The organism is Anaerobiospirillum sp. NML120511 (genome assembly GCF_023050955.1).
GTDB lineage: Bacteria > Pseudomonadota > Gammaproteobacteria > Enterobacterales > Succinivibrionaceae > Anaerobiospirillum.
Window position 1 is genome coordinate 86,035 of record NZ_JALKIK010000011.1, and the last position, 23,611, is coordinate 109,645.

At 54.4% G+C, this 23,611-nt stretch carries 13 protein-coding genes and 1 pseudogene; 6 read left to right on the forward strand and 8 right to left on the reverse strand.

The genetic code is table 11. The features are described 5' to 3' along the window. Positions 1–244: 244 nt before the first annotated feature. Together ribA and MXE39_RS04935 are read left to right on the forward strand one after the other, a co-directional pair. Entirely contained in the window at positions 245–811 is a 567-nt protein-coding gene (ribA, locus tag MXE39_RS04930) for a GTP cyclohydrolase II (protein ID WP_246978358.1), read from the forward strand. Positions 812–1,111: 300 nt separating this feature from the next. Further along, on the forward strand, positions 1,112–1,438 hold the full coding sequence (locus tag MXE39_RS04935; RefSeq protein WP_246978343.1) for a TusE/DsrC/DsvC family sulfur relay protein: 327 nt from the start codon (positions 1,112–1,114) through the stop codon (positions 1,436–1,438). A 458-nt stretch (positions 1,439–1,896) separates the two neighbouring features. Here MXE39_RS04935 and pgsA read toward each other — a convergent pair. Further along, positions 1,897–2,442: pseudogene (gene pgsA / locus MXE39_RS04940) on the reverse strand (CDP-diacylglycerol--glycerol-3-phosphate 3-phosphatidyltransferase); the annotation flags it as partial. Positions 2,443–3,237: 795 nt separating this feature from the next. On the opposite strand from pgsA, the gene MXE39_RS04945 reads away from it, so the two are divergent. Next, positions 3,238–4,497 (forward strand): glycosyl hydrolase family 28-related protein, encoded by a 1,260-nt coding sequence (locus MXE39_RS04945; RefSeq protein ID WP_246978344.1) that lies wholly within the window; start codon positions 3,238–3,240, stop codon positions 4,495–4,497. Between the two features lie 417 nt (positions 4,498–4,914). Here MXE39_RS04945 and MXE39_RS04950 read toward each other — a convergent pair whose 3' ends face one another. The 4 genes from MXE39_RS04950 to MXE39_RS04965 form a co-directional block, all read right to left on the reverse strand. Then, positions 4,915–7,215: a hypothetical protein gene (locus tag MXE39_RS04950; RefSeq protein WP_246978345.1), complete on the reverse strand. Its 2,301-nt coding sequence runs from the start codon at positions 7,213–7,215 to the stop codon at positions 4,915–4,917. Between the two features lie 842 nt (positions 7,216–8,057). After that, a complete protein-coding gene (locus MXE39_RS04955) occupies positions 8,058–8,681 on the reverse strand; it encodes an L-threonylcarbamoyladenylate synthase (RefSeq protein WP_246978346.1) in 624 nt (207 codons plus the stop codon). Between the two features lie 419 nt (positions 8,682–9,100). Further along, positions 9,101–9,748, reverse strand: a complete 648-nt coding sequence (locus tag MXE39_RS04960) for a nitroreductase family protein (RefSeq protein WP_246978347.1) — start codon at positions 9,746–9,748, stop codon at positions 9,101–9,103. 1,831 nt (positions 9,749–11,579) lie between these two features. Next, complete coding sequence (locus tag MXE39_RS04965; RefSeq protein WP_246978348.1) at positions 11,580–12,023, reverse strand: hypothetical protein; 444 nt, start codon at positions 12,021–12,023, stop codon at positions 11,580–11,582. Positions 12,024–12,096: 73 nt separating this feature from the next. On the opposite strand from MXE39_RS04965, the gene MXE39_RS04970 reads away from it, so the two are divergent. After that, entirely contained in the window at positions 12,097–12,411 is a 315-nt protein-coding gene (locus MXE39_RS04970) for a hypothetical protein (protein WP_246978349.1), read from the forward strand. Between the two features lie 1,433 nt (positions 12,412–13,844). Here MXE39_RS04970 and MXE39_RS04975 read toward each other — a convergent pair. Then, positions 13,845–15,497: a glycosyltransferase gene (locus tag MXE39_RS04975; RefSeq protein ID WP_246978350.1), complete on the reverse strand. Its 1,653-nt coding sequence runs from the start codon at positions 15,495–15,497 to the stop codon at positions 13,845–13,847. Positions 15,498–16,053: 556 nt separating this feature from the next. After that, positions 16,054–17,415 carry a metallophosphoesterase gene (locus tag MXE39_RS04980; RefSeq protein ID WP_246978351.1) on the reverse strand — a complete coding sequence of 454 codons (1,362 nt, stop codon included), beginning with the start codon at positions 17,413–17,415 and terminating at the stop codon, positions 16,054–16,056. A gap of 1,839 nt (positions 17,416–19,254) precedes the next feature. Here MXE39_RS04980 and MXE39_RS04985 point away from each other — a divergent pair. Continuing rightward, complete coding sequence (locus tag MXE39_RS04985) at positions 19,255–19,659, forward strand: hypothetical protein (RefSeq protein ID WP_246978352.1); 405 nt, start codon at positions 19,255–19,257, stop codon at positions 19,657–19,659. A 597-nt stretch (positions 19,660–20,256) separates the two neighbouring features. Here MXE39_RS04985 and MXE39_RS04990 read toward each other — a convergent pair. Continuing rightward, on the reverse strand, positions 20,257–20,658 hold the full coding sequence (locus MXE39_RS04990) for a hypothetical protein (RefSeq protein ID WP_246978353.1): 402 nt from the start codon (positions 20,656–20,658) through the stop codon (positions 20,257–20,259). 1,059 nt (positions 20,659–21,717) lie between these two features. On the opposite strand from MXE39_RS04990, the gene MXE39_RS04995 reads away from it, so the two are divergent. Continuing rightward, positions 21,718–23,517, forward strand: coding sequence for a hypothetical protein (locus MXE39_RS04995; protein WP_247073828.1), 1,800 nt, complete (start codon positions 21,718–21,720; stop codon positions 23,515–23,517). The last annotated feature ends 94 nt before the right edge of the window (positions 23,518–23,611 follow it).

Below are 23,611 nucleotides of genomic sequence, written 5' to 3' on the forward strand. Positions count from 1 at the left end.
CTGTTTAAGGAGGGGCTATTGCTGCGCAAGCGTGATTCTGACGGGCTTGCTCATGATAAAAATAGGTAATAACTGTCATGTACTAATGTCCCTCATGTATAATACCAGCTCATTATCAGAACGGTCTTTGGACCGTCCAGGGATTCAGTAAGATACGCCTGGTCGTATCTCTTGCTGAAAGCTATTAACAATTCAGGTATTAGTCGTGGCAGAAAGTGAAATCTTTGAGCAGGGCCCAAGCGCCATGCTTCCAAGTCGTTTCGGTATGTTTAAAATCAAAGTGTTCAAGGACCACCAGTTACGTGAGCACGCAATTATCTATACAGGCGATCTGACCACCGATGAACCGGTTCTGGCCCGCATTCACTCTGAGTGCCTGACCGGCGATACTCTGGGCTCACTGCGCTGTGACTGCGGCTTCCAGCTCGAGGCTGCTCTGCGCAAGATTTCTGAAACTGGTCGCGGTGCTCTGCTGTACATGCGCCAGGAAGGCCGTGGCATTGGCCTGTTCAACAAGATTGCCGCCTACCGTCTTCAGGACAATGGTCTTGATACTGTAGAGGCCAATCTCCAGCTGGGCTTCCCGGCCGATGGTCGCACCTATGGCATCTGCGCTGACATGATGCGTGCCATGGGCTTTGAGCGCATTATCCTCATGACCAACAATCCGGCCAAGATCGATGACATCAGCAAGCACGGTATTGAGGTTGTAGCCCGCGAGCCGCTTGAGTACGGCGAGAACAAGTACAACGAAGACTATCTGCACGTTAAGAAAGAAAAGATGGGCCACCTGCTCCATCATCAGGACTGATAATCTCGTCAGTTACTGACCACAACGGACCCAGGCCCTGTGCCTGGGTCTGTTATTTTCAGCCCCGCAAAGCTCGCTGCCCGCCTGACTTTCGACTCATCCCGGTAAAGCAGGCTGGAGACTGCAGCAGGCTGTACGCCATTCTGAGCAGTCTCCGCCGCCATAGAGGTGATGCAGCAAGCTGTCAGGTACTGATGCCCGGTCGCTGCCGCCATGGAGTTGTCGGCAAGGACCTCTGAGCACAGCATCAGCTGACTTCAGGGACTGCTCATTTAAAACAGGAGTGAGGAAATGCCTTACATGGAATTTGAAGGTCGCCAGATAGAGGTTGATGACGAGGGATACCTGCTGCATCCTGAGGACTACAGCGAAGCTCTGCGCGACTTCATGGCCGCCAAATCAGGACTCAGTCTGACAGCCGAGCACATTGTCATTATCGACACAGTGCGCTCCTACTATCAGCAGTATGCCTCTACCCCACCTGTTCGCGGTCTTATCAAGCTACTGCAAAAAGAGGGGCATGAGGAGCTGGCCAACTCACGCAAGCTGGCCGTACTCTTTCCTGACGGAGCGGCCAAGTGTGCCGCCCTTCTGGCAGGCCTCCCCAAGCCAGCCCGCTGCATTTAGCCCCACGGCCGCCACTGACCACGGCAGTTCCTGTCCATGCCCGCACCTTGCCACGGCCGATCCTTACTACGGCCTGCCCTTACTGCAAACCTGTACTAACCCCCGACGCCAGCACAGCAAGACGCCAGCTGTGCCAGAGCGCGAGTTATGGCATGCATGCATGCATGCCGGGATGACCTTGCGGCCATACCGGGCTGAGTGCCTTGCAGCTGCCGTTCAGGCTGTCTTTACTGGACCAAAAGCAAAAAAAGGAACCCTGTGGGTTCCTTTTTTGCTGTGGCCTTATGACAAAAGCTTTGTTATCAGGCCTTTTCTGCGCCTTCATTTGCTGAGCCTGAATCTGCAGGGGCGCTGTCGGCAGCCGGGGCTGGTGCTGGAGCAGCGGGTGCGGCTGGAGCCTTTGCGACCGGGGCAGGAACTGATGCCTGACTTTCCTCGGACATGTGGCTCAGACCGACCTTGAGATAGACTATCATGGACCAGATAGTAAGTACGGTAGCAACGCCCAGCAGGCCGATAGCGGCGTAAATCATTGGATCGTTGTGGCGCCAGATCAACAGAGAAATTGCAGCCATCTGAATGGCGGTCTTCCACTTGCCTACCCAGTTCACAGCTACCTGAGCGCGCTGACCGATTTCAGCCATCCACTCACGCAGGGCGGACACTACAATCTCACGGGCAATAATAACCATTGCAGGAATGGAGACCAGCAGATTCATGTGAGGGAAAAAATCGCCTACATGAACGCTGTAGTATTCGACAATCAGTACCAGAGCGGTACATACCATGATCTTGTCTGCCACAGGATCAAGGAAAGCACCAAATTTAGTGGTCTGCTTGAGCTTGCGGGCCAGATAGCCGTCAAGCATGTCAGTCAGGGCAGCAATGACGAAAACTAAAGCTGCAATCATGTTGCTCTTGGTAGATGGGAAATAGAATAATCCCACGAACACTGGTATGAGCAAGACTCTTAATATGGTCAGCAGATTTGGCAGATTAAACATCAAAATCGATCCTGAGAAGTGGTTCAGCTTAAGTAAAACGCAGCAGCCCATTTGGCCGCCCCTAATTATAGGCTAAGTTTTGAGAAAACTTTGCGATCCAGGGACTAAATTTCACTTTCTCAGCCCTACTTCCCGTCACAATGCCATTTTGCTGAAAACAGGCTGTAAAAATACCTATCACCCAATCAGTAACACCGGCCACCCGAGCATCAGCCTCCCCCCTATACCAGAATGTCAATCTGTAGCACCCAGGTGTTCGCCCCTGCCCCTCTGAACCATGCCACTCCCTGCCACTATTTACGCTGTCCCGTAACTGATATTGATCCAGCTGTTCCGTACAGCTGATGCATACTGCCGTGCCTGTCAGTGCGGCTGATAGCCATGCCAGGCCGGCCTACCAGTTATGACTGCTGACTGCGTATGTTGCTGCCTGAGCAAATGCATAGAAGAGGTTTGGGATCTCAATACCTGTTGCTGGTGACAGTGCTGGTGGATGGGCTGTTTACTGGGCAGCCACGGGTATGTCGCGGTTAAACTGCTGCATCGTTGAGCCTGAAAGGTGTTACAACTCACAGCAGCTGCTGTTGCTTAATGTTATGCTGATGCTCTACAGAGAATAAATTATTACGCTGCCTGACAATCAAACAGTGCCTCTATTGTATGGTGCTGGACTTTGCAGGCAGACGAGACAGAGAGAACACCGGATCCTTATGTCTGCACTGCCTGGCATGACCTGGCGGTGGCAATGACATGCCTCCGGCATGATTATTACAGACTTATAAGGCAGGGAAAATTATGGAAAAGTGCCCTTCAAAGACCGACGGATCACAGCTGCCAGGCCCACCGGGTCTGACCGTCGACAGTAACCATATCAGTACCGAGCTTACCTGCATTGAGTATCACCGCACCGCTCATGCTCCACGCATTCCCGTATCACGCTCCTTTAATGTCAGGGACTTTGGTGCCGTAGGTGACGGCATTCACGACGATACCGATGCCATTCAGGACGCCATACTTGAGGCGCGCACCTTTGCTCATACAGTTGAGGGGCTTATCAACGCCGCCCTCTACCAGGAGCGACTTGCCCAGCTGATAAGCGAAGCTGCCAGCTCCGCAACTCCATCCCCTGAGGCACACGGCCCTGAGCATGACCATAGCCCTCATGACCATTGTCACAACCATAGCCATGGTCATGGTCATGGAGACGGCCAATGCCCTCGTGGCCACGGACATGGACCTCATGGTCATGCCCCGCACGAGCCTGGACATGGACCACATGGCCATGGGCAGGGCTGCCATGGCTCTCATATGCTTCATCATGGCGGGCACTGCCCTGCCGGTCACGGCAAGAGCTCACAATATCCGGCCGCCCATCCTCAGATTGCCTGTGAGGTGATTATTCCTGCTGGTATCTACCGTGTTTCGGCCGTCAAGCTGACCTCACGCATCCGTCTGGTTCTGGAAAAGGATGCTGTGCTCACTGCCAGCACCTGTCCTGAGGATTATCCGTCCATCACAACCAATATTGGCGGAGAGCAGATCCAGGCAGCGCCGGGCCTTATCAGCGTGCTGGGCTCCCAGAATGTCGAGATTTGCGGCGAAGGTGCCATCAATGGATCAGGTGCAGCACTGCTGCATGCAAAATCAGGTCAGGTACGAGTACGCAACGTGCTGATCCAGGACTCCCGGAAAGTGTCCATAAACGGCATTACCATGGTCAATTCGGCCTTTTGCAATATCCATGTGCTCAACAGCGAGAAAATCAGCCTGAGCAATATGCTCTTCCAGTGGAACTGCGGTCCGTGCACCAAGGGCATTGTGGTGGAACAGAGCAGCAAGGTAGCCATTGGCCACTGCACCTTCATCAACTCAGGTGTCGATAACGACATGTCCATGGGCGTAGCCGTACTGACAGGCCCATCAGCCTCAGGGGTGCCGCTGCACCGCGTATTTGTCTCCCGCTGCAGTTTCTACAACGGTGCCGGCATCTGCTCAGGACCGGACCTGCTGCACGCAACCCGACCATCCCAGGCCGGAGCCTGCTTCCCACACTGACAGGACAGGCAACTGCGGCTATGGCCACGCACGGATAGCCCGCTTCCGGGCTGTCAGACTGATAATTCCTGGCAGAGCCGGGTACTTACCTGACAGTCAACCGCATCCTATGTTACCCGGCAAGACCGGGCATACAGGGACAAGCTGAATATGGCGGGATTGAGATAATCTGCCAGGAGGTTCCCCTCATAGGGGAAATACCGGCCGCAAGGGACACGTGCTGCAAGCCATTAACGATAAAGGGCAACCCAAGGGTTGCCCTTTATCATTTGTGCAGACTGCGTCTGTACCCATTATCAGGCTCAAGCCCCGGGCCATGGCCAACGCTCTGGCTCTGGGCCAGGGCCAGGGCCGGGACCATGATGCCGCTCATCTGGCTGTACTTCAGGCATGATGGTCTGCCCTGGTGGCCTGTGCTTACTGCTCTGGCGGGACCGGGATGCCCAGAGCCAGCAGCAGGTCGGAGGCCTCGTCCGGCACATTAAACCTTGCGCGTCCCTGATCATCGTAAGTCAGGGTAATGGTATCGAGGGTGCGGCGCAGAGCGTCCATGGACTGGCAGCTGTTTTCAACTGGCAGGCGGCTGGTGCGGGCACGGTAGCCTGACATGACCAGCTCATTGCGCAGCCCCTGAGCCATGAATGAAAGCATGATTTTCAGGTCATCGCCCTGAGACATGGACATGGCTCTTGAGACCTCGACAGCCAGCAGATAGCGGTGCAGTACCTTGTTGGCTGAGGCATTATTGTCATTGGTTACCAGCACCATATAGCCCTGATAGCGCAGATAATCCTTTACAGCATCCTGATTGACGGTAAAGGCCGGGCCCTGTCCTTTGAAATAAGGAGCCTCATTGTAGGAGGTCAGAGTTTTAAGCAGCTCTTTGTCTTCATGGCTCAGGCTCTTGCCGCTCTTGATGAGGTTGGAGCAGTCCTGGAAGAAATCAGTAAGACGCAGATAGCGGTTCATGCGCACTACAGGGTCAAAGAAGACATGGTAGCTGATGCGGCCGTCGCGCAACAGCAGAGTTCTGTCGTTGTAAAAAGCGCGGTCGACATTGCCCATGTGCTCCTGGTAGCTCACATAGTGATACTTCTGATTGAAGAGATCCTGGCGGTTGCACATATAGCGTATGCCCTCACGCTCGGCACGCTCAATAATGTGCTCAGACAGGGAACCAGAAGCCAGCTTCAGGGAGCAGATAAAGGTACGCTCCTCCATGAACATACGTCTTAAGGTAGCCGCAATGCCCTTGCCATCGTCATGAATGACGCCAATGGCATTGCGGCCGTCCAGGCCGGTGTCCTCAAGCGAGGCGGAAAAGCGGCTGTAATCAACATCACGCTGGGAGGTGTTGTCACGCACAGACAGCAGCTGCAGCACATTAACAGGAGGCCGCTCAAAATACACCGGCAGTCCCGGCCAGCCGCTGTTAATGGCTATGTACAGGCCCTCAGTGTAATAGACATCCTCAAGGTCAGAATGACTGTCCTCACGTGCTGCCTCGCGTACATCGACAGGCACCATGGCCCTGGTCAGCACCAGGCGGTCATTGCGCTCTGAGGTCGCCAGGTGCGGAAACATTTCCATGAAGGCATGGGAGAACACAGGGCTCAAAATAAAGCTTCGGAGCTCCTCAAGTTCAGGCTGGCCATCAGGACAAGGCAGCTGCATCAGCCCTGGCTCAAGCCACGGCAGATGTACCCTGGCCCTGCCAGCACCTGCCCTTGCGCATGCGTCTTCATGGGCACCTGCCCTTGCACAACAGCCTGCACGGACACCTGCGCATCCTGCCCCACCGAGCTCATCAGGCATATTGGCGGGATCGGCTTCATACTGTACCTGAGTGCTGCTCTTACTCATTTCGCAACTGTCTTCAGCTCCGGGCAGGTACTTCTGTCCATGTCCATGTTCATGCACATGCCCGTCGCCATTGCCAGCCACATAGTCAGTGGCTGTCTCGTAAGAGCAGTCAGATTCACTGTCCATGTCAGGTGCGCAGATGTGGTCAGATGGCTGGGAGAAAGGTTTGCTGTGGGCTACAGCCTCAGGGCGCAAGGCAAGGGCAAAGACATAGTTGAGCGCACCATGGACCATACGACGGTGCAGGTCATCACTCCAGCTCTCAATATGCCCCCTGGCCATACGGTCCACACCACTCAGATGCATGGCTGTGTTCAGGCAATGGTAGATATTGTTTTTGGCAGCCAGAAAGGCAAGAGCCCAGGTAAGACCGGCCGGTACCGGCTGTCCTGAGCAGGCTGCACGAATAATGTCCGGGCCCTCGCCACCGGCGCACGCTGCGGCGCTCATAGCGCTGCCAGCGGCGCTGGCTGCAGCAGCGCTGACGCCAGCGGGGGATGCCCGGTCATGGCTGGCGGCCGGATGGCTCAGATTAAAGCAGGCAAGGGTATCGATGGCAGTCTGTCGGAGGGCATAGGGAAGCTCAGGGCGCTCATCACCAGGGCCAATGGCTCTGACGGCGCCGCTGCCGGCAGCAAACGGGGCACCACTGTCAGAGCGGCTGGCGGCTTTTCGACCTGACCTGGCGGACTGTACAGGCGCAGCTTGAGCAGCAGGTGCGGCAGAGCCGTCAGCCTGGCCATTGCCACCGACGCTCATGAGAGTTGCAGCAGGATCATCTTGCGGAGAAAAACGGCTGTCAGCAGCGCCTGATGGCCTGCTGTCCTTAAGTTCCTTATGCTCTTTTACCGCCATGTGTAATTCCCGGATTGTTCAATCGTAGACAAGTTAAAAGCATGTACAGACAAACTGTGTGTAATTATTAACGGCCTAACCTGCCTGTGCTTCATTGCCAATGCCTGTATTTAAGGCATCGGCACACACCAAACCTTAAAAATGCAAATCACTGCGCGCCATGGCAGCAGCACCATTGCAATGCAAGATACAGTATTAATGAGCTATTAGCGCAGGCTTACTGTCTGACATTTCGCCATTTCATTGCCCTCATGACCACCATCCCGCCTGTCGTTATCCATATAAATACATGATTACATATATGCGGCATATCATCATGCCTGCAGGCCGTTGCAGCCGCTTGCCAGCGGCCACAGCCACGGCACAAACATGCGCAGTCCCTGCGCAGGCCATACGCAGACCTGCTCAGCGCCTTGCCCGGCACTGCCTTGCTTACAACGGCAGGCTGACCGAACAGCATGAGCTCCATGGAATCAGCCCACATAAGGACTGAGCGGGACCTGTCATGGCATGGCCTGGTGATGGCATGGCCTTGTCTTGGTCTGGTATGCCCTGACATGGCCGATCCGGCCTGACGCTGTAGGGCGTGGAGAAATTGACCGGTCTGAAAAACAGACGGCCGACATCACTGACCGTCGTAAGTGACAGGTAACGAGTGATGTCGGCCGGTATAGCTGCGCGCATGCCCCAGGGGGTGGCTGCGCGCATGAGATTCATGGGGGCTGCCGCCAGGGAAGCCTGCTGCAGTGGGCAGCCCGCAGGATGCAGCCAGAGGCCTGATGCATTTTGCACTATGCAATATGCAGGGTGCAGGTCAGGCTGCGGCTATGGACGCCCTGCTGCTATTCAAAAGGTGAAGGATCGCCAATGCCTACGCGGCGGATCTCAGGTACACCATCCTCAAAGCGGATTACTGTTGTGGACTGAGGGTTGAGCACACCTCCGTCGATAATGACATCGACAATAGTGCCAATCTTGTCATTGATTTCGACAGGATCGGACTCGGCCATATCCTCACCAGGCATGATGAGCGAGCAGCTCATCAGCGGCTCATTGAGCTCATCAAGCAGAGCTTCAAGAATGCGGCACTGAGGAACACGCAGGCCAATGGTGCGGCGCTTTTCATTCATTACACGGCGAGGCACATCCTTGGTGGCCGGCAGAATGAAAGTGTAGGCTCCTGGAGTATTGTTCTTGAGCAGGCGGAAAACACTGTTATCTACTTTTGCATAAGTAGACAGCTCGGAAAGATCGCGGCAGATCAGGGTGAAATTGTGGTTCTTGCTGATCTGACGAATTCTGGCAATGCGCTCCATGGCATCCTTCTGGCCCATCAGACAGCACAGGGCGTAGGAGGAGTCGGTTGGTATGACGGCTACACCGCCGTTGCGCAGAATGTTGCAGGCGTTTTTAATAAAACGTGGCTGGGGATTATCCGGATGGATGGAAAGAAAATCAGCACTCATGATAGATCCTTAACATATCGCTCAGCGCCAGACTGAAACAGTGCTGAACTCAGACACCGGCAGATACCGGACAGGGAAAAATGGCCTCAAAAAGGCAAAGGCCACAACCGCAGCTGCGGTCGTGGCCCATTATACCAGTATAAATCAGTGCACTTAGTGAGCACGATCAGCAAAAATGAATGGCATCCCCAGACAACATCAGCCCCGACCCATGGGCCATTTGCAGCCCCTGGCCCCCATTTGCCACCACCATATGTTAACTGCTCCAATGCCCATCCCGGGCTCTGACGCTGCGGGAGCGTACAGAGCCCAGACTGGAGCGGCCCCAGCATCGCTGGAAGCCCGGCGGTGCGTGGCGGCCCGGTGGAGCCGGGCTGATTGTATGCTTTTTGGCTCGTGGCCTTTAGTCGTGGCCTTTATTAATTAAGGCGGGTGACCAGCTGCTCGAGGCTCAGACGGGACTTAGGACGCTTGTCGACGGTATTTGAGTCCTCAGCTGAGCGGTAGCCCAGCAGTACGATAACAGCGGTCTGCTCCTTGCGATCTGCAAGCTGCATAATCTCATCGCACTTTTCGTAATCAATGCCCTCAAGAGCTGTTGAGTCTACGCCATAGGCGGCAGCGGCATAGACCATGGTGCCAAAGGCAATATAGGCCTGCTTGCAGGTCCATGCGTTGTAATCGCCCTTTTCCACGTGCAGATTGCTGAAGAAATGACGGGACTTGTCCTGAGCGGCAACCAGCTCGGCATCAGGCAGACGGCCATCCCTTATTTCAGCTTCCAGAACGGCCTTTAAATGATCCTCATCAAGCTCACTCTTGCAGGTGATTACAACAGCATGGGAAGCGCCATCATAGCGCTGCATGTTAAAGTCTTTGATGGCTGGACGCAGATTGTCCTTAGACTCACCGGTGAGCACATAAAAGTGGTATGGCTGGCTGTTTACAGAAGTTGGAGTGAGGCGGGTACACTCTAAAATACGGGTGACAGTATCCTCATCAACTTTGCGGCTGGAATCATAATACTTGGTGGTATAGCGCTGCTCTAAAAGCTCTTTAAAATCCATGGTCTATGAACTCCTGAAAATAATGGCCGGGCACTCAACAGTGCCGCCTCCCCGTCAAGCATAGCACAGCTGCAATTTGCCGTCCCCTGGCAGCCATTATGGAGCATGGGTCCGCCACCACGCACGCAGCTGCTGCCTTGCAGCTGCTGCGCATCGCGCCGCACCCGGAGGCTGGATTGGGGCGGGCAAGGCCGTGCCGGTCAAGGCAGATTCAGTCTGGAGGGTGGGGGGCAGAATTTGAGCGCACTGTTCTGCTGCTGTGCAAAATGGGGCTGAGCGGACTTTGGGCGCAGTAAGAGCGTATGCTTCGTAAAAGAATCTGGAAAGCACAATGCCGAAGACGGTGTGTTGTGCTGTGGAGAGGTGCTGGCAGGCAGCTGTGAGGCGGTGCTGGCTGGCAGTTGTGAGGCAGTGCTGGCAGGCAGGTGTAAGCCGGTGTGACTGGCAGATGTGGGGCGGTGTGGGAGCAGCTGTGGGGCAGGCATGCGTAATGGGGCCGCAGCCATGCTGACCGGGCACCAAAGGATAAAGAGCCTTATCAGGATATCTCTGTTATAAAAACAGCCTGGCAAGGATCTCTACCATAGCAAAGATATGAGCGTATCAAGATAGCGCGCTTTTGCCCGCAGGCAAAAGCAGCGCCTTGTTGGATGCAGCCGTATTCTTGCTGCGCAGACGTTAATCTGCGCAGTAAGAGCATTTGCGGCGATACATAGTTTGTTTAGACAAACAGTCAGTGTACCGGAGTACACCGCAGGCGTACTCAATGCAGGGTCAATGAGCAGGACCAGAACTGTCTGAAAAAACTGGTCTTGATACTAAGTCAGAAAAAAGCTTTAAGACGATGACAGCTTCAACGGGCAAGTCAGAGCCGGGCCGCATAGACGGATCAATGCTGACCATGCAGCTTAAGCTGCGCGACAATGACAGGGACGTAAGGCATGGGCCCCAAAGGCTCAATACCCGTATGCTGCGGACACACCTGCTTTGCAAAGCATTTTATGCAGTGCAAACACACCTCAAATCAGCTGTGACAGCTGAACAGGTATTGTCAGATCAGTCTACTCCATAACCTCTGACAGGTGGATCTCTGCCATGGCAGCAGTTGCTGTCGATGAAAAGAGCTCTCTTATCTCTGTCAGGGACTGCGGACGCAGTTATCCCGAAAATTAAAGCCGGCATTTACTGCATGCCTGTCCATAAGACAGCTGTCCTTGCAGGCAGGCACATGAAAATCATGACGCACAGCCCGAACGGATCTGTCCTTGTTCAGGAATATAGTAAAAAACCTGCAAGGTGACCTGCAGTCAGACCTGACACCATACAGAGGGCACAGAGCATGGGCAGCGTACCTCGCATCTGCACAGGCAGAATACTACAGGGTAACACCGCTTGCTCAAAGCCGTCCGCGCAATCACTGCAGCTGCCATACGCGCACTAATGCACGGGCACACTGAGGATCACTGGCGTGGGCCATGACCTTATAAGCCACAAAACAGTTTACTGTCTTGAACAGTTTTCTGTCCTTGGTAAGTTGAAGAACCAAACTATGATCACTTGTTAGCATCAATGCCAAACAAGAGAGGCAAGCCGTAAATGAGCTGATATGCAGCAACCATCTGCCACCTGATACAGGCGCACGGGCACCTGCAGGCAAAGAGCAGGACAGACCTCGGGCCATAAGCCACGGGACAGCACCTGACACAGTGCCATAGGGGCAGTACGTACAGACAAAGCCTGTACGGGGCATATCAGGGCCTGAGGCCATAATATGCAAAGCTGAACATTATGCCTTAAGGGGCATTATGAACAGCAGTTACTGTTTATCAAGCTATACGGCGTAGATAGCATTAGCAAAGCGCTGCGACAGCATGAGGCCGTCAGATAAACCGTTGAGAGCTTTGAAATTATCTGGAGTTACCGGATTGGCATTCTTCAGAATAGCCCAGTCAGCGGATAAAGGCTGTTGATCTAATACTGCAAATTCTCTTATCTGCGCATTTTCAGAGTTGATAAGCTCCTCGAAAGTAACCGCTTCACCCGTTACGGTGGTTGGTGCAGCGCGGGACATATTAATACCGTCGCTGGCACTTACCTCTTCGGCACGGGCCAGGATGTTTTCCAGAGAGGAAGAGAAGGACGGACCAGAAGGCTGGTTTACGCCCAGTACACCACTGGCTGGTGAATTGGCTAAACTATCAAGCTTATTACTCTTATCCCACCAATTTTCCCTGATATCGGAAGGAGCAATTGAATGAACAATTGAGCTTGACATAGTTGTCTCCTTATTAACAGGCCTTAAAAGGGAATAAGCCTGTCATAAGCTGTTTTGCACAGTACATGCCATTATGGACATCTTACCTTTGCCCATGATTCATTTCCGGGCAACCACCCGGCAAAAGCCCATATCCACGCTGCTTTCAAGGCAAAAATGCCCCCGCTTCCACCCCACAACAGCCATTGATTCCTCAAAACTGCAGACCAGCCTTGCCGCCTGCAGCGGCAAGCTTTTGCCGCCCCCGCAAAAACACGGCAACAATTTGCCTCATCCTGATAAACAGGCCCTGCAAGAGCGATCCATATCCTGTCTGCAACCTGGCAATGCCCAGCCCTGCCTGGCAGCCACCTGCACACTTTCCAAAACCACATATGCAGGGCACTAAACCAGAGCACCTTGCAAGAACCCCCGGCCAGAGTGCTCAGCCAACGACCTCAGTCAGCGCCCTACCACGGACAATAGCCCAACCTCTTCAGGCACAACAGCCCCAAAACTATCTGCGCTGCTATTTCCCCTTCCCCGCGCGCTGACCGCAAGGAATAAGTTGCGCTTAAGCAGCCTTTTGCCCTAGTCCTGCTGCCCATGCCTGTTTCCCCTGCCTGCTGCCCTGCTGGTTGTCTCCGCCTGAGGCCCATGCCAGCTGCGTTGCCTGTTGCCCCTGCGCATGCCACATAAACCTGCCATGCATCACTGCGGGCAATCTCAGTTACCCCTCAAGATCAACCATCATCATTAATCTTGAGCTTGCAGACGGCACAACCTGAGCGTACTGTTGCAGGCCTGCCTGCCAGCGCAGCTGACAGTGCCTTATCCTTGCCTGCAGCAAGGATGGTGCTGCACTGCACTGCGCTGCACTGGCTCCATTATTAAGCCTGCCTGCATACTGTGTATGTATGGCTCACTGCATAACCACATCAGATAAGAGACCGCCTGCTTTGATGCAGGGCCGTAACTGTGCCGCAGAGAGCTTATGAGGGCGTCATATGCTCCTCCATATGAACTCCATGCCTGTACTAATATCTGCGCACAATAAACTATATAAAATATATTACAGAGTATTATCATTAGTGTAATATGTCGCATAATATTACAGAGCTGGCTGCCTCGACACTAAGTATGGCTCTCTAAACCAACCATGACCCTGCCGCAGCAAGCCCTGATGCTCTGCATTAACAGCTGCTTACACTTTTCCAGCTACCACGCCAGTTCAATTACTTGCAGCCAGTTATCCTTGTAACCTCATCAGATAACTGCATGCTGTTAGTTTGAAACTCATGCCGGGACGCAACTCAATCCTGGTCATGGGTCACTTCATTAATGCTCTGTTATATGTTTTGGTTTTTAACTGCAACTTGCCACGTATGAGCTCAATAAGTGCATGTTCAGTCCTTTCCTGTTCCCGTTCTCCTTTCCACGATTTCCTTTCCCTTTCCCGCCCCTTTACCTTGCTCTATCCATGCCCTTTGCCTGTCTTGCCCCTTTCTCTTGCGTTCAAACAGGCTGCTACTCCTGTCACTGACAGATATGCAGACCACGGGTCATAACCTCATTCCATCTTTAAGTGTGAGTTCATGGCCTCAAATCATGCCATGCACTATTTGTTTAATGTCAGGTAATACCGTGACGCATTGAGCGCTGGGCCCCACCGGCGGCGCAGCTGCGATTTTGCTGAACTGCTGGTGCGCGCAGGCTTTTGCAAGGCGCCCAAAAAAAAACCAGGCCCCGTCATGGCGTGCATGGCGGGGCCCGGTTGATGTTCCTCAGGACTGCGGCTGCAGCTGCACTGGCAGCTGCTGCTGGTGCTGCAGGAGGATGCTGCTATTCAGACTTGCTCTCGGTCTTCCTGGCAGCTGGCTTTTTGGCAGCAGTCTTCTTTGCTGCAGTACCTGTGGTCTTTTTGGCAGTAGTTTTGGCTGCTGCAGTCCTGGTGCTGCTGCGAGTTGAGGACTTTGCAGAGCTCTTTGTTGAAGTGCTGCGGCTGCGTGAGGCTGGCTTTTTGGCCGGTGCCTTTTCAGCGGTCTGAGCAGCTTCATCAGCTGCATCAATAGCCTCGTCCTTAGTGTCAGGGGCTGGGGCAGCGGCTGGGGCCGGGTCGCTTTCATTGGCGGCAGCCGGAGCGTTGGCAGCGGCTTCCTTAACTGAAGATGGCTTTGGAGCCTCAGCAGCCGGCTCGGACTGGTCACCGTCAATGACCATGCCCTGACCTACATAGTAAGCCTTGCGCTTGCGCATGGTGGCATCAGAGAAGAAACAGGACTTCTCAAGAGGCTTCTTTTGAGCACGGCCCTGCTCAAGCAGTGGCTGAAGGTAAACCATGAGATTGTCTACGCTGGCATCAAGAGAGTTGGCAGCGGCAGCCTTCTGGCAGCGCTCAGTCCAGTCCTCCTGGAGCATATTCTCAAGGGCTTCAACCCATGGAGCAACTTCCTCTTCAGTTGGAACGCAGGAGTAGTCCCTCTGGGTGCACTCAGGGGCGTCAAGCAGAACACCGCCCTCACGTACGGCCTCAGGCAGACCGCCGCTCTTTGAGGCGATAACAGGAATGTTGTTGAAGTTGGCTTCGGTAGCTACGCAGCCCCAGGCCTCGTGCCATACTGAAGGGGCCAGCAGAACGCGGGTAGCCTTGTAAACGAGGCGTACGTCATCAGTATGCTCGGCCACATCAACATTGGTGAGCATGGTCTGACCAGGCTGGAAGTATGGAGTGCCGTCGGCATTGTGCAGGCCGGAGAGAATACGGTTGTAATCACCTACGCTCTTGACGGCCAGGAAGCGAATCTCAGGGTGCTTGCGGGCAAAGACCTCGGAAATCTTTACGAAAATTGCCAGGCCCTTTTCAGGGGTAGGATTGATAAAGGTTACGTACTTGGCAGTCTCAGGGGTACGGTCCAGAGCCACTACCTTGTTAACATCGATAAACTGACCGGTGGCCTTGATGTCGATATCATCAGACTCACGGTACATGGCAGCAGTAGCCTGAGACGGGGTAAAGACCAGATCACAGTCAGCAAAGCCAAAGGAGCGGTGCAGGCCGTTACACAGAGCATAAACTACAGGAATGCCACGGGTATGGGCCTCATGACGCAGGTAGGCCGAGAAAATGTCACCTGAGTAGCCCATGAGCACGTCTGGCTGGAACTTCTCAAGGAACTGAACAAAGAGATCGAAGATCTTGCCCTGATCAGCGCCGGTAACATCGTTGCAGATACGGCCCTGAGTCTTGACAATTACGTACTCGACATTGTTGTCGGTGAACTGCAGATAAGGGGATTTTGGATCGTGGTTGACCTGAGCACCAATACGGTTGAAGATTTCCAGTCCACGAGGATCGTCAGCAACCAGGGCATTCAGCACCTTTACCTGGATGCCACGGGCAGCCAGAGCCTCCAGCAAAATCTTATTGTGGATGGCAGCACCGTTGCTGTTGTCATGTAAGGCGGGCATTGAATACCACAGAATCTTATAGGACATAGGTTCCTCGCTGAAGGGAAAACTTTAAGAGCGAACTCTTAAAATCCAGTATTTTGGTTAAAGATTATTCCTGCCTTGCAGTTGTGGTCACCGCAGGCTCCTCAATGCGTCCTGTAGAACAAAAACCAGGACAGCAGGCCATACCTGATTCACAGTCTTCAGGTCGGGCTCTGACAGTAAAATATCTATTTTACCTTTTTTTGCACTCAAGTAAAAATCACTGCTCAGCCCCGCCACTGCATGCATCATACCATGCCCTGCCAGACCGCTATCAGGTGCAGCTCAGGCACGCCTGCCCAGGCCACGTCCCGCTTCCTGGCCTGGGCACCGCTCTCAGGAGCAGCTCAGGCACGCATGAACCCGGCCACGTCCTGCTCCCTGGCCCGGGCACAGGGCTCAGGGTGCATGCTGCAGAAGCAAAAAAGCACCTGTTACAGGTGCTTTTGTATGCCTTTGTGTGCTCTTGCCTGGGACACGTGCCCGGTATAGTCTCCAGCTCAGGCCATGTCCCTGAGGCCGCCTGCGGCCTCAGGAGCATAAGCGGAGGCCGGGCTTATCAGAGTGCTCTTTTGAGGGTAAAACGGGTGATTTCAGCCGGGACCAGTATGCGGCAGGAAAAGCCTGACCAGATGCCGGTGCCATTGCTCACATACAGATGAGTTCGGCTGTCGAGCTTGTACATGCCGGAAACATAACCGGCATTGTAACGGGCAATCAACGGCTTCAGGAAGAACATGGTGCCGCCATGGGTATGGCCGGTCAGTACCAGATCAGCGTTGAGATCTTCATTTTGTGCAATCTTTGGCTGATGGGCCAGCAGCACGGTCGCATGAGCACGGTTGCTGATGAAGTGGTCTCTGTCATATGACGGACTGTCATGAGCGGTACCGGCACTGTTGGAGATGTTGATAAAGCTGATAGCGCCGCTCTTTGTCTCTGCAGCCTTGTCTTCAACTGTAATCTGGCCACTGCTGTTGGCGTCGATAGTCTCTACATGACGGCTGATTTCCAGAGGGCGGGCTGTCGGGGCATCAATGGCAGTGGAGCTGCCAGTGGTGTACTCAATGATATTGGCATAGGCCTTTTCAATATCAGGCTGCTCGGCTCCTGTCTGTACACCGCGCGGGTCAGGAACACCGGCCACACGCAGATTGACATTGCCCGCACGCAGCAGCACGGACTCATTGTTGAGGAACTTAATGCCCAGCTTTTCCCAGGTCTTAACCCAGGAGTTGGCGCCTGAATAGTACTCGTGATTGCCTGTTACAGCCAGTACGCCATGACGGGCCCTGAGGGCGGCAAAAGGAGTGAACTCGTCCTTGAGGCGCCCTACGGCACCATCGACCAGATCACCTGTGATTACAACCAGATCAGGGTCTAGGGAATTGGTGCGCTCCACCACGCCGCTTAAAAAGTCCTTCCTGAGCACAGGGCCGATATGCAGATCGGTAAGCTGGACAATCTGATAGCCATCAAGCTCAGCAGGCAGACCTGAGATATAAACGGTCTCTTCTTTGACCTGAGGAACATTAAACTGTGAAAGGGTACCTAAAAAGCCCACTGACAGGCTGATAATGGCAATTACCAGGCTGATACGGCCATGACGCAGCGTACCGCCCTTGATGTACTGCAGGCTTATGGCAATCCAGCGAAAGAGCAGCACAATATCCTTGGCAATGGCCAGCAGCACGCCAATCATCAGAGATGCATACAAAGACTCATGGATCACAATGGAGCCAGGTCTCATCTGAGGCTCAAGAATACCGCCTGTGTAGCTGTAGATAAGATACTTAAGACCGCAGAAAGCCACTGCAGCGCCCAGCAGCAGGCGTAAAGGCCAGCGGATTTTGATCGGCAGGACCAGCGACACCAGGGCATAGGCTATGAAAACAAAGGATGAAATATGCAGGGCATACATGGCGGGTGTAAATCCTCAGCAGGCAAAATATCACTTGAGCATCACTGCAGCTCTCAGGCTCCGGGCACAGCTGCCCTGCCAGGTCTGGTTGTGCCAGGCACAGTCCCTCCCGGCATGGGGCTTATGTCAGCCCCGGCAGGCGCGCTGGCATAACAGCCGCCTGATGGGCGGTTCCTGACAGACCGGCATGCAGAACAGCAGGCTCATGCTGACGGACCTGAGCAGCGCCGGAGCGGGCAGGTCTGAGCTGGCCGGGGCGGGCTGGCCTGGGAACAGGACGGCCGGCTTATGCTGACAGGCCGGAGCGGGGTGGAGCAGGCTGGCCTGAATACAGTGAAGCTTACCCATGCAATTATATGCCCAAAGCCCCGGACGTCCATGGCTAAGCCCAATACTAATTTGCAGCCCATGCTCAGTGCCGCCCCCTGCAGCAAGTCCCATAACTTTCCGTAACTGCACACTACTGCACCATAAAGCCCTTAAGTTTACAGCCCTGATTTATGGAAAGTATGGCCTTGCTCACTGCTGCCTCTTTATGAAGAGCTATGCTGGACGCTGACCTTTGCTGCAGCCCGGCTCAGAGCATCACTGCATGCCCGCACTTGCCCAGGACTGTCTTGAGCTGCTGGCCTTACGCTCATCTTGCTGAGCGCAGCTGCAGCAGCTGAGGCACCGGCTGCAGTACCAGCGGTGACTGCGGCTGCGGCCGCCGCTGTGGCCGCCGCTGCGGCTGCGGAACCTGCAGAGTTCCTGGCCCTGACGGGCTGGCCTGCAAGCGTAATAGTTAACGGTAAGGGCCGGTAACAGCCGCTTACCAGGGTGACTGCCAGGGAAGCTGCCTGGCCATTTACCGATGCGGAGGCTGTGCATTGAAGGACAGGCTGTGGCTTGCAGGTGACCTGCTGCAGCTGCTCTTGCTGCATAAATTGAGCAGCTGGTAGCGGGAATTTACCTGGTAATGTCCAGTGAATACTGTTAACTGCAGGGATTTCGAAATCATTGCCTTTTGATCAATACACATACTTAAAAATGTAGCATTGTATGTATCAATAATGATATTTTGCATCACTTCTAAGTCAGACCTGCACATACTGTGCTCTAATAGGCGCACAGCTATGATTATCAGTATCAAGGAGCAGCATCTGCAGACCGGAAATATGGCATTTTTTCAGTACCTGCTCCGGTAACAGATGCCACTGTCTGCCCTCTGCAAGGCAAGCACACAGCTTTGCTCTGTCCCCGGCAGACTGCATAATCTGTTTTTCTCCCGGCAACGCTCAACACCTCAACTCATGTATCTGACTGCCTCAAAGGGCGTACAGAACATGATCTGCAGGTTGCCGTCCTGCCGGCATATCAGTGACCACATTATCAGCCCCTCGGCCCAGGTGCAGTCTACAGGCACTGTCCGTTGCGGCAAGTCCCAGTGTAAAAGCGCAGCCACCTGACAGAACAAATACTGTCTTATCAATAAGAGCGGCGCAGCCATGCCGTCAGCATGGTGAGGGCATCAGGTACTGCTGATATCAGATATTGATCCCTGGAGTATGAGTTGGTGCCCGGCTCACTGTGAGCACGAGGCTCAGGATGACAGTTCTTTTGCGCCCCGTAAGGTCTTACCCTGGTGCCCTGCCGTCAGGTATTCCCATCAGGTCTTACCCTGGTGCCCTGCCGTCAGGTATTTCCATCAGGTCAGATCCTGCTGCGTGGCCATGCAGTCATAAAGTAAAGAAAAAACCCATAGTCCATGATCACAGGCCCCTGTCTTATTGAGGCCTCCCCTGCTGATTGATCACCGCTGGATATTTCTTTGTCTTTGCCTGATTGAGGATTAATACTGTGCTCAAATCCATTCGTACCGCCCTTACTGCTCTGGCAGTTCTGACCCTTTCTGTTTTCCTGACCGCCTGTGGCAATGACCCTCAGAGCCGTCTTACCAGCTTCCTTGAGGCCTTACAGAAGCATAGTCTGAATGACATGATGGAATACGTGGACACCAGCACCATGACCCGCGACCAGGTAAATCTGGTCATGCATCAGTTTGAGGCCACTATCCGCCAGATGCGCGATAACAACCGTGGCATTGCCCCGGACAGCGACCTGGAAATGCAGACTGTTGCCTCAACCTCCAACACTGCCTCCGTACGCGTAACCTACCGTCTGATTAGTGGCGGCACCGAGGTTAAGACCTACTCCATGCGCCTTGTCAACGACGACTGGTACGTAGTGCCAATGGGCTATTAATAAACGGCCAGATAAACCCTGCACCTTTATTACTGACAGGGGCAAGACCAGAAGACCGGGGGCTGCATTTGCAGCCCTCTGTCATTTTCACCATTCACAGCGCCCGCCCCGCCCCCAATTCCATCCGCCTGCGGCCCTTGCAGCTGCATAAGTCCCCATTCCCGGCCTGCATCAAATACGCTGCAGGCACCGGCAAACCAGCCCCTTCCTGCACATCCGTCCTTCCTGTCCGGCAGCTCATGCTTTGCCCAACAGACAGGTTCAATATGCTGGCCGCCTGCCAACCTGCCCGCCTGCCTGCCATGGCCATGTCCCCTGATCCACTGTGAGAGTGCAGGCCTCTGTCAGGCTCTGGCCACCAGCATGTTCGCGACCTTGCTCTGACCACCAGCCCCTTTTCGCGACCCTGCCCTGTCTGAGAGCCCCTTTGCCCGGCGAACAGATCCAGGATACTTACAGCCGGGGCGCCTCAGCCAGGTCTCCTCAGCTGGAGGCCTCAGCAGCGCCGTATATGCTGGCGGCCGCTGCGGTGCTGCTCATGATGGGCAGATTGCGGGCAAAAGAAAGGGCAGCCTGAGCTGCCCGGGAAATGTCTAATCACAACGCACTGCGCTTATGCTGGTGCATAAGCATGGCCTTATCAAGAACTCTCTCGAACTCTTCAAGGCTCGCTACCTTATCGACGATATTAAACAGAGGAAATACCGGATCCATGGTCTTGATGGACATCAGCTTCTCGCCAATACCTGTCGGTACGGCGCAAAAACGCACATTGAGAGTATTGCTGATGTAATTTACGGCATCAGCAAGCGCGGTACTGGTGGTGTCAGCACGGGCCCCCATTTCATCAGCCTTGCGCTGCAGCTCATCGGCACGTCTGTCAATATCATCAGCACGGAGACGGAACTCCCTTGCCTGAGCCCTGAGCTTTCCGGCCTCTGCCAGAAGCTCATCACGAATTCTTGCATAGCGATCTGAAGACTTTTCCTTAGTAGTCATAACACTACACCCCTTTGTTTTGATTGCGAGCAAATACTCCTGACACTCATCTGACCTTAACCCTAAAAAGGTCGTGATGATAATCTGAATCATATTCCTGTCCAGGCAAAGCAACAAGCTGCACAGATCCCATTTTTCAGCCATTGCTGTCTCATCACTGTAAAAATCCGTGCAGCCCACCTGTGCCTTTCCCTTGTAAATCAGCTTTTACTGACCCGCTGCAAAAACCGCTACCTCTCGGATTCTGCCCCGTTTACCACGCTCAGGACCACATAAATAGCCCCTCCCATGACCTCAGAGCAAAGAATTTCCCACTGCCTGACATAATTTACGCATGTACACTGCCTTGCCCTAAAAAACGCCCCTGAGCACAGTCATTCCTGAGGACAGCCCCATACCTGGTAGATCTGCCCTTAATCACCTTGATCCGTAAGTGCAGTGCCGCTCACAGGACATATTCCAAAGCCCCAGCATGCGCCGGCTACTTACCCATACCATGTGACCGACTGGTTGTCCATGCCTGCAGCCCCTGCGGGCCGTCAGCTGGCTGCCATTGCTGGACGCGCCTGGCAGCTCATGCGGGCCGTCAGCTGGCTGCCGTTGCTGGACGCGCCTGGCAGCTCATGCGGGCCGTCAGCTGGCTGCCGTTGCTGTCTGCGCCTGTCAGCTCATGCGGGCCGTCAGCTGGCTGCCGTTGCTGTCTGCGCCTGTCAGCTCATGCATGCGCTCAGCTGGACGCACCAGGCAGCACCTGACATATGTCAGAGGGCTGCCTGGTCGCAGGCTGCTACTGTCAGTCGGCCGCCTGTTCTTTGCATGTGCCCTCTGGTCATTTCCCTGACCGCATCACTTCACATTCTGGATAACATTGCCTGTACGCAGGCAGTTTTCAGACTAAAATCGAATTTGTTTTAACTGCGGGCACTTTTCCTGCAGATAAGCTTATGCTGACAGCTTAAGTGCCGGAAAATCAGCATCATTTGCGGCCCCGCTCAGGACTGTCCTGGCTCCGTATTATCAAAACTGTACTTTTTTACTCTGCAGAAGGCGACCCCAGCTATGGCTATGAGTCCTTATTATGTCCAGTATCTGTTAACACAGGGCGATCTGTTCAGCCGCATTCTCAGCTTCAATGCTGACTTTTCGGCCCGTCAGTCATCACTGCGTGCGGCTAAGGGAAATGATGACATCAAAGACAGCCTTTACCATGTTCATCCGGAGCTGGCCCGTTTTCATGAGAAGAACAATATCTCTTACTACTTTGAAAACAGTGTCGACCGCCTCTGCCTTATCCGTCAGGAAGAGCTTGAAACCCTGCTTGTCTATCTTGGCGCCTGTATCAGCTCCAGCCAGCTGGCCAGCCTGACCCGTCAGGAGGACAAGGATACAGTCTATGAGAGCATAGGCCGTGATACTTATGAGTTTGCCCTTGATTATGGCTATCTCATCAAGAATCTGGACTTTATGATTAACATTGACGGCATTAAGCAGGACTGCATCTACCTTGGTCTGTGTGCCGTCAAATGTCTGCGCCCGCTGTTCTCCCGCCAGGACCTTGCCGAGTACTTCATAGACTTTCTGATTACCTACGCCCGCTCCCACGATCTCGACCCCAACATCATTACCTCCAAGACCCACGTACTGAGCGTTGTGTACAATACCGCTGCCCTGCATCAGGTACCATCAGCCGAGGTCATGAACAACCCGGTACAGTACACCCCTGTAGACAATCATCCCCGCCTTGCCAAAGGTCTTAGCGACCTCATCGAGCAGGCCCAGATTGACGAACTTGCTGCGGTAGCCGCTGCCACTGCTCCGGCAGTTGAGGCTGCCAGGGCCGCCCAGGCCGCCTCAGCCCAGGCAGCTGACAATTCCGTCTCAGCATCAGGCAGCGCTGCAGCTCAGTCAGAGGCTGCCCAGCCAGCCGCTCAGGCTGATGCCGGCAATGAAGCAGCCACAGGCACCGGACAGGAGGCACCAGCCGCCCCTGAGGGCGCAGCAGCCACTGCCGACGCTGCCGCCTCCGCTCCGGCACAGGCCGCCCAGTCAACTGACAGTGCCACAAGTGATCAGCCGGCCAACTCTGCACAGCCTGCCCAGCAAACCAGTGGCCAGACTGACGCTAAAGACGCACCGGCACAGGAAGTCCAGCCAGAGAACAAGGCCGCTCAGAGCACCGCACCAGCCAATGCACCAGAAGCCGCAGCTGCCCCTGCTGCGCAAGACGCTGAGGGCGAGTCCATGAACAAGGATGCGCAGGACCCTGCTGCCGCTCCTGCAGATGCCGCTCCAGCTGACAGTGCACCTGCCGACGGCGCAGCTGCTCAGCCTGAAGACAAGGCAGCTGCAGATGGAGCCACTGCAACTGACGGACAGAACGCAGCTGACAACAGTGCCGCCCCTGCCCAGGGCGAAAATGCAGCCTCAGCTGAAGCTGCCAGCACGCAGTCTCAGACAGCCGCTCCTGCAGCTGACAGTGCCGCACCACCAGCTGCACCAGCCGCATCAGGCAGTGCTGCTGCTCAGGCTCCTGCAGACAGCTATATTGAGACAGTCCCTGACAAATATGATGATGTGCCTGAAGGTGTAGGCTCCCCTCTGCCACCAACTTATGAAAGCGCCGCCCTGTACGGTGGTCTTAACTCCAAGGACAAGCGCATGTTCCGCGCCGCCTCTCACAAGCAGAGAACAGCCCTCCTTGAGCTTGAGCAGGCAGATACCCAGGAAAAGGAAATTCAGACCCTCGAACAAGAGCAACTCATCACCCTCGAGTTCAACGAGCATCAGGTCTACAAGCTGACCCACCTTATCCTGTGCAGCCAGATCAGCGACAACTGGTACGAGTACCTGCAGGAATAAGCAGGCTTCACAGCTGACAGATAAAGCGAGGCCCGTCATATCACTATGACGGGCCTCTTGCATATCCGTACTGTAAAACACAGGGCAATTCAGC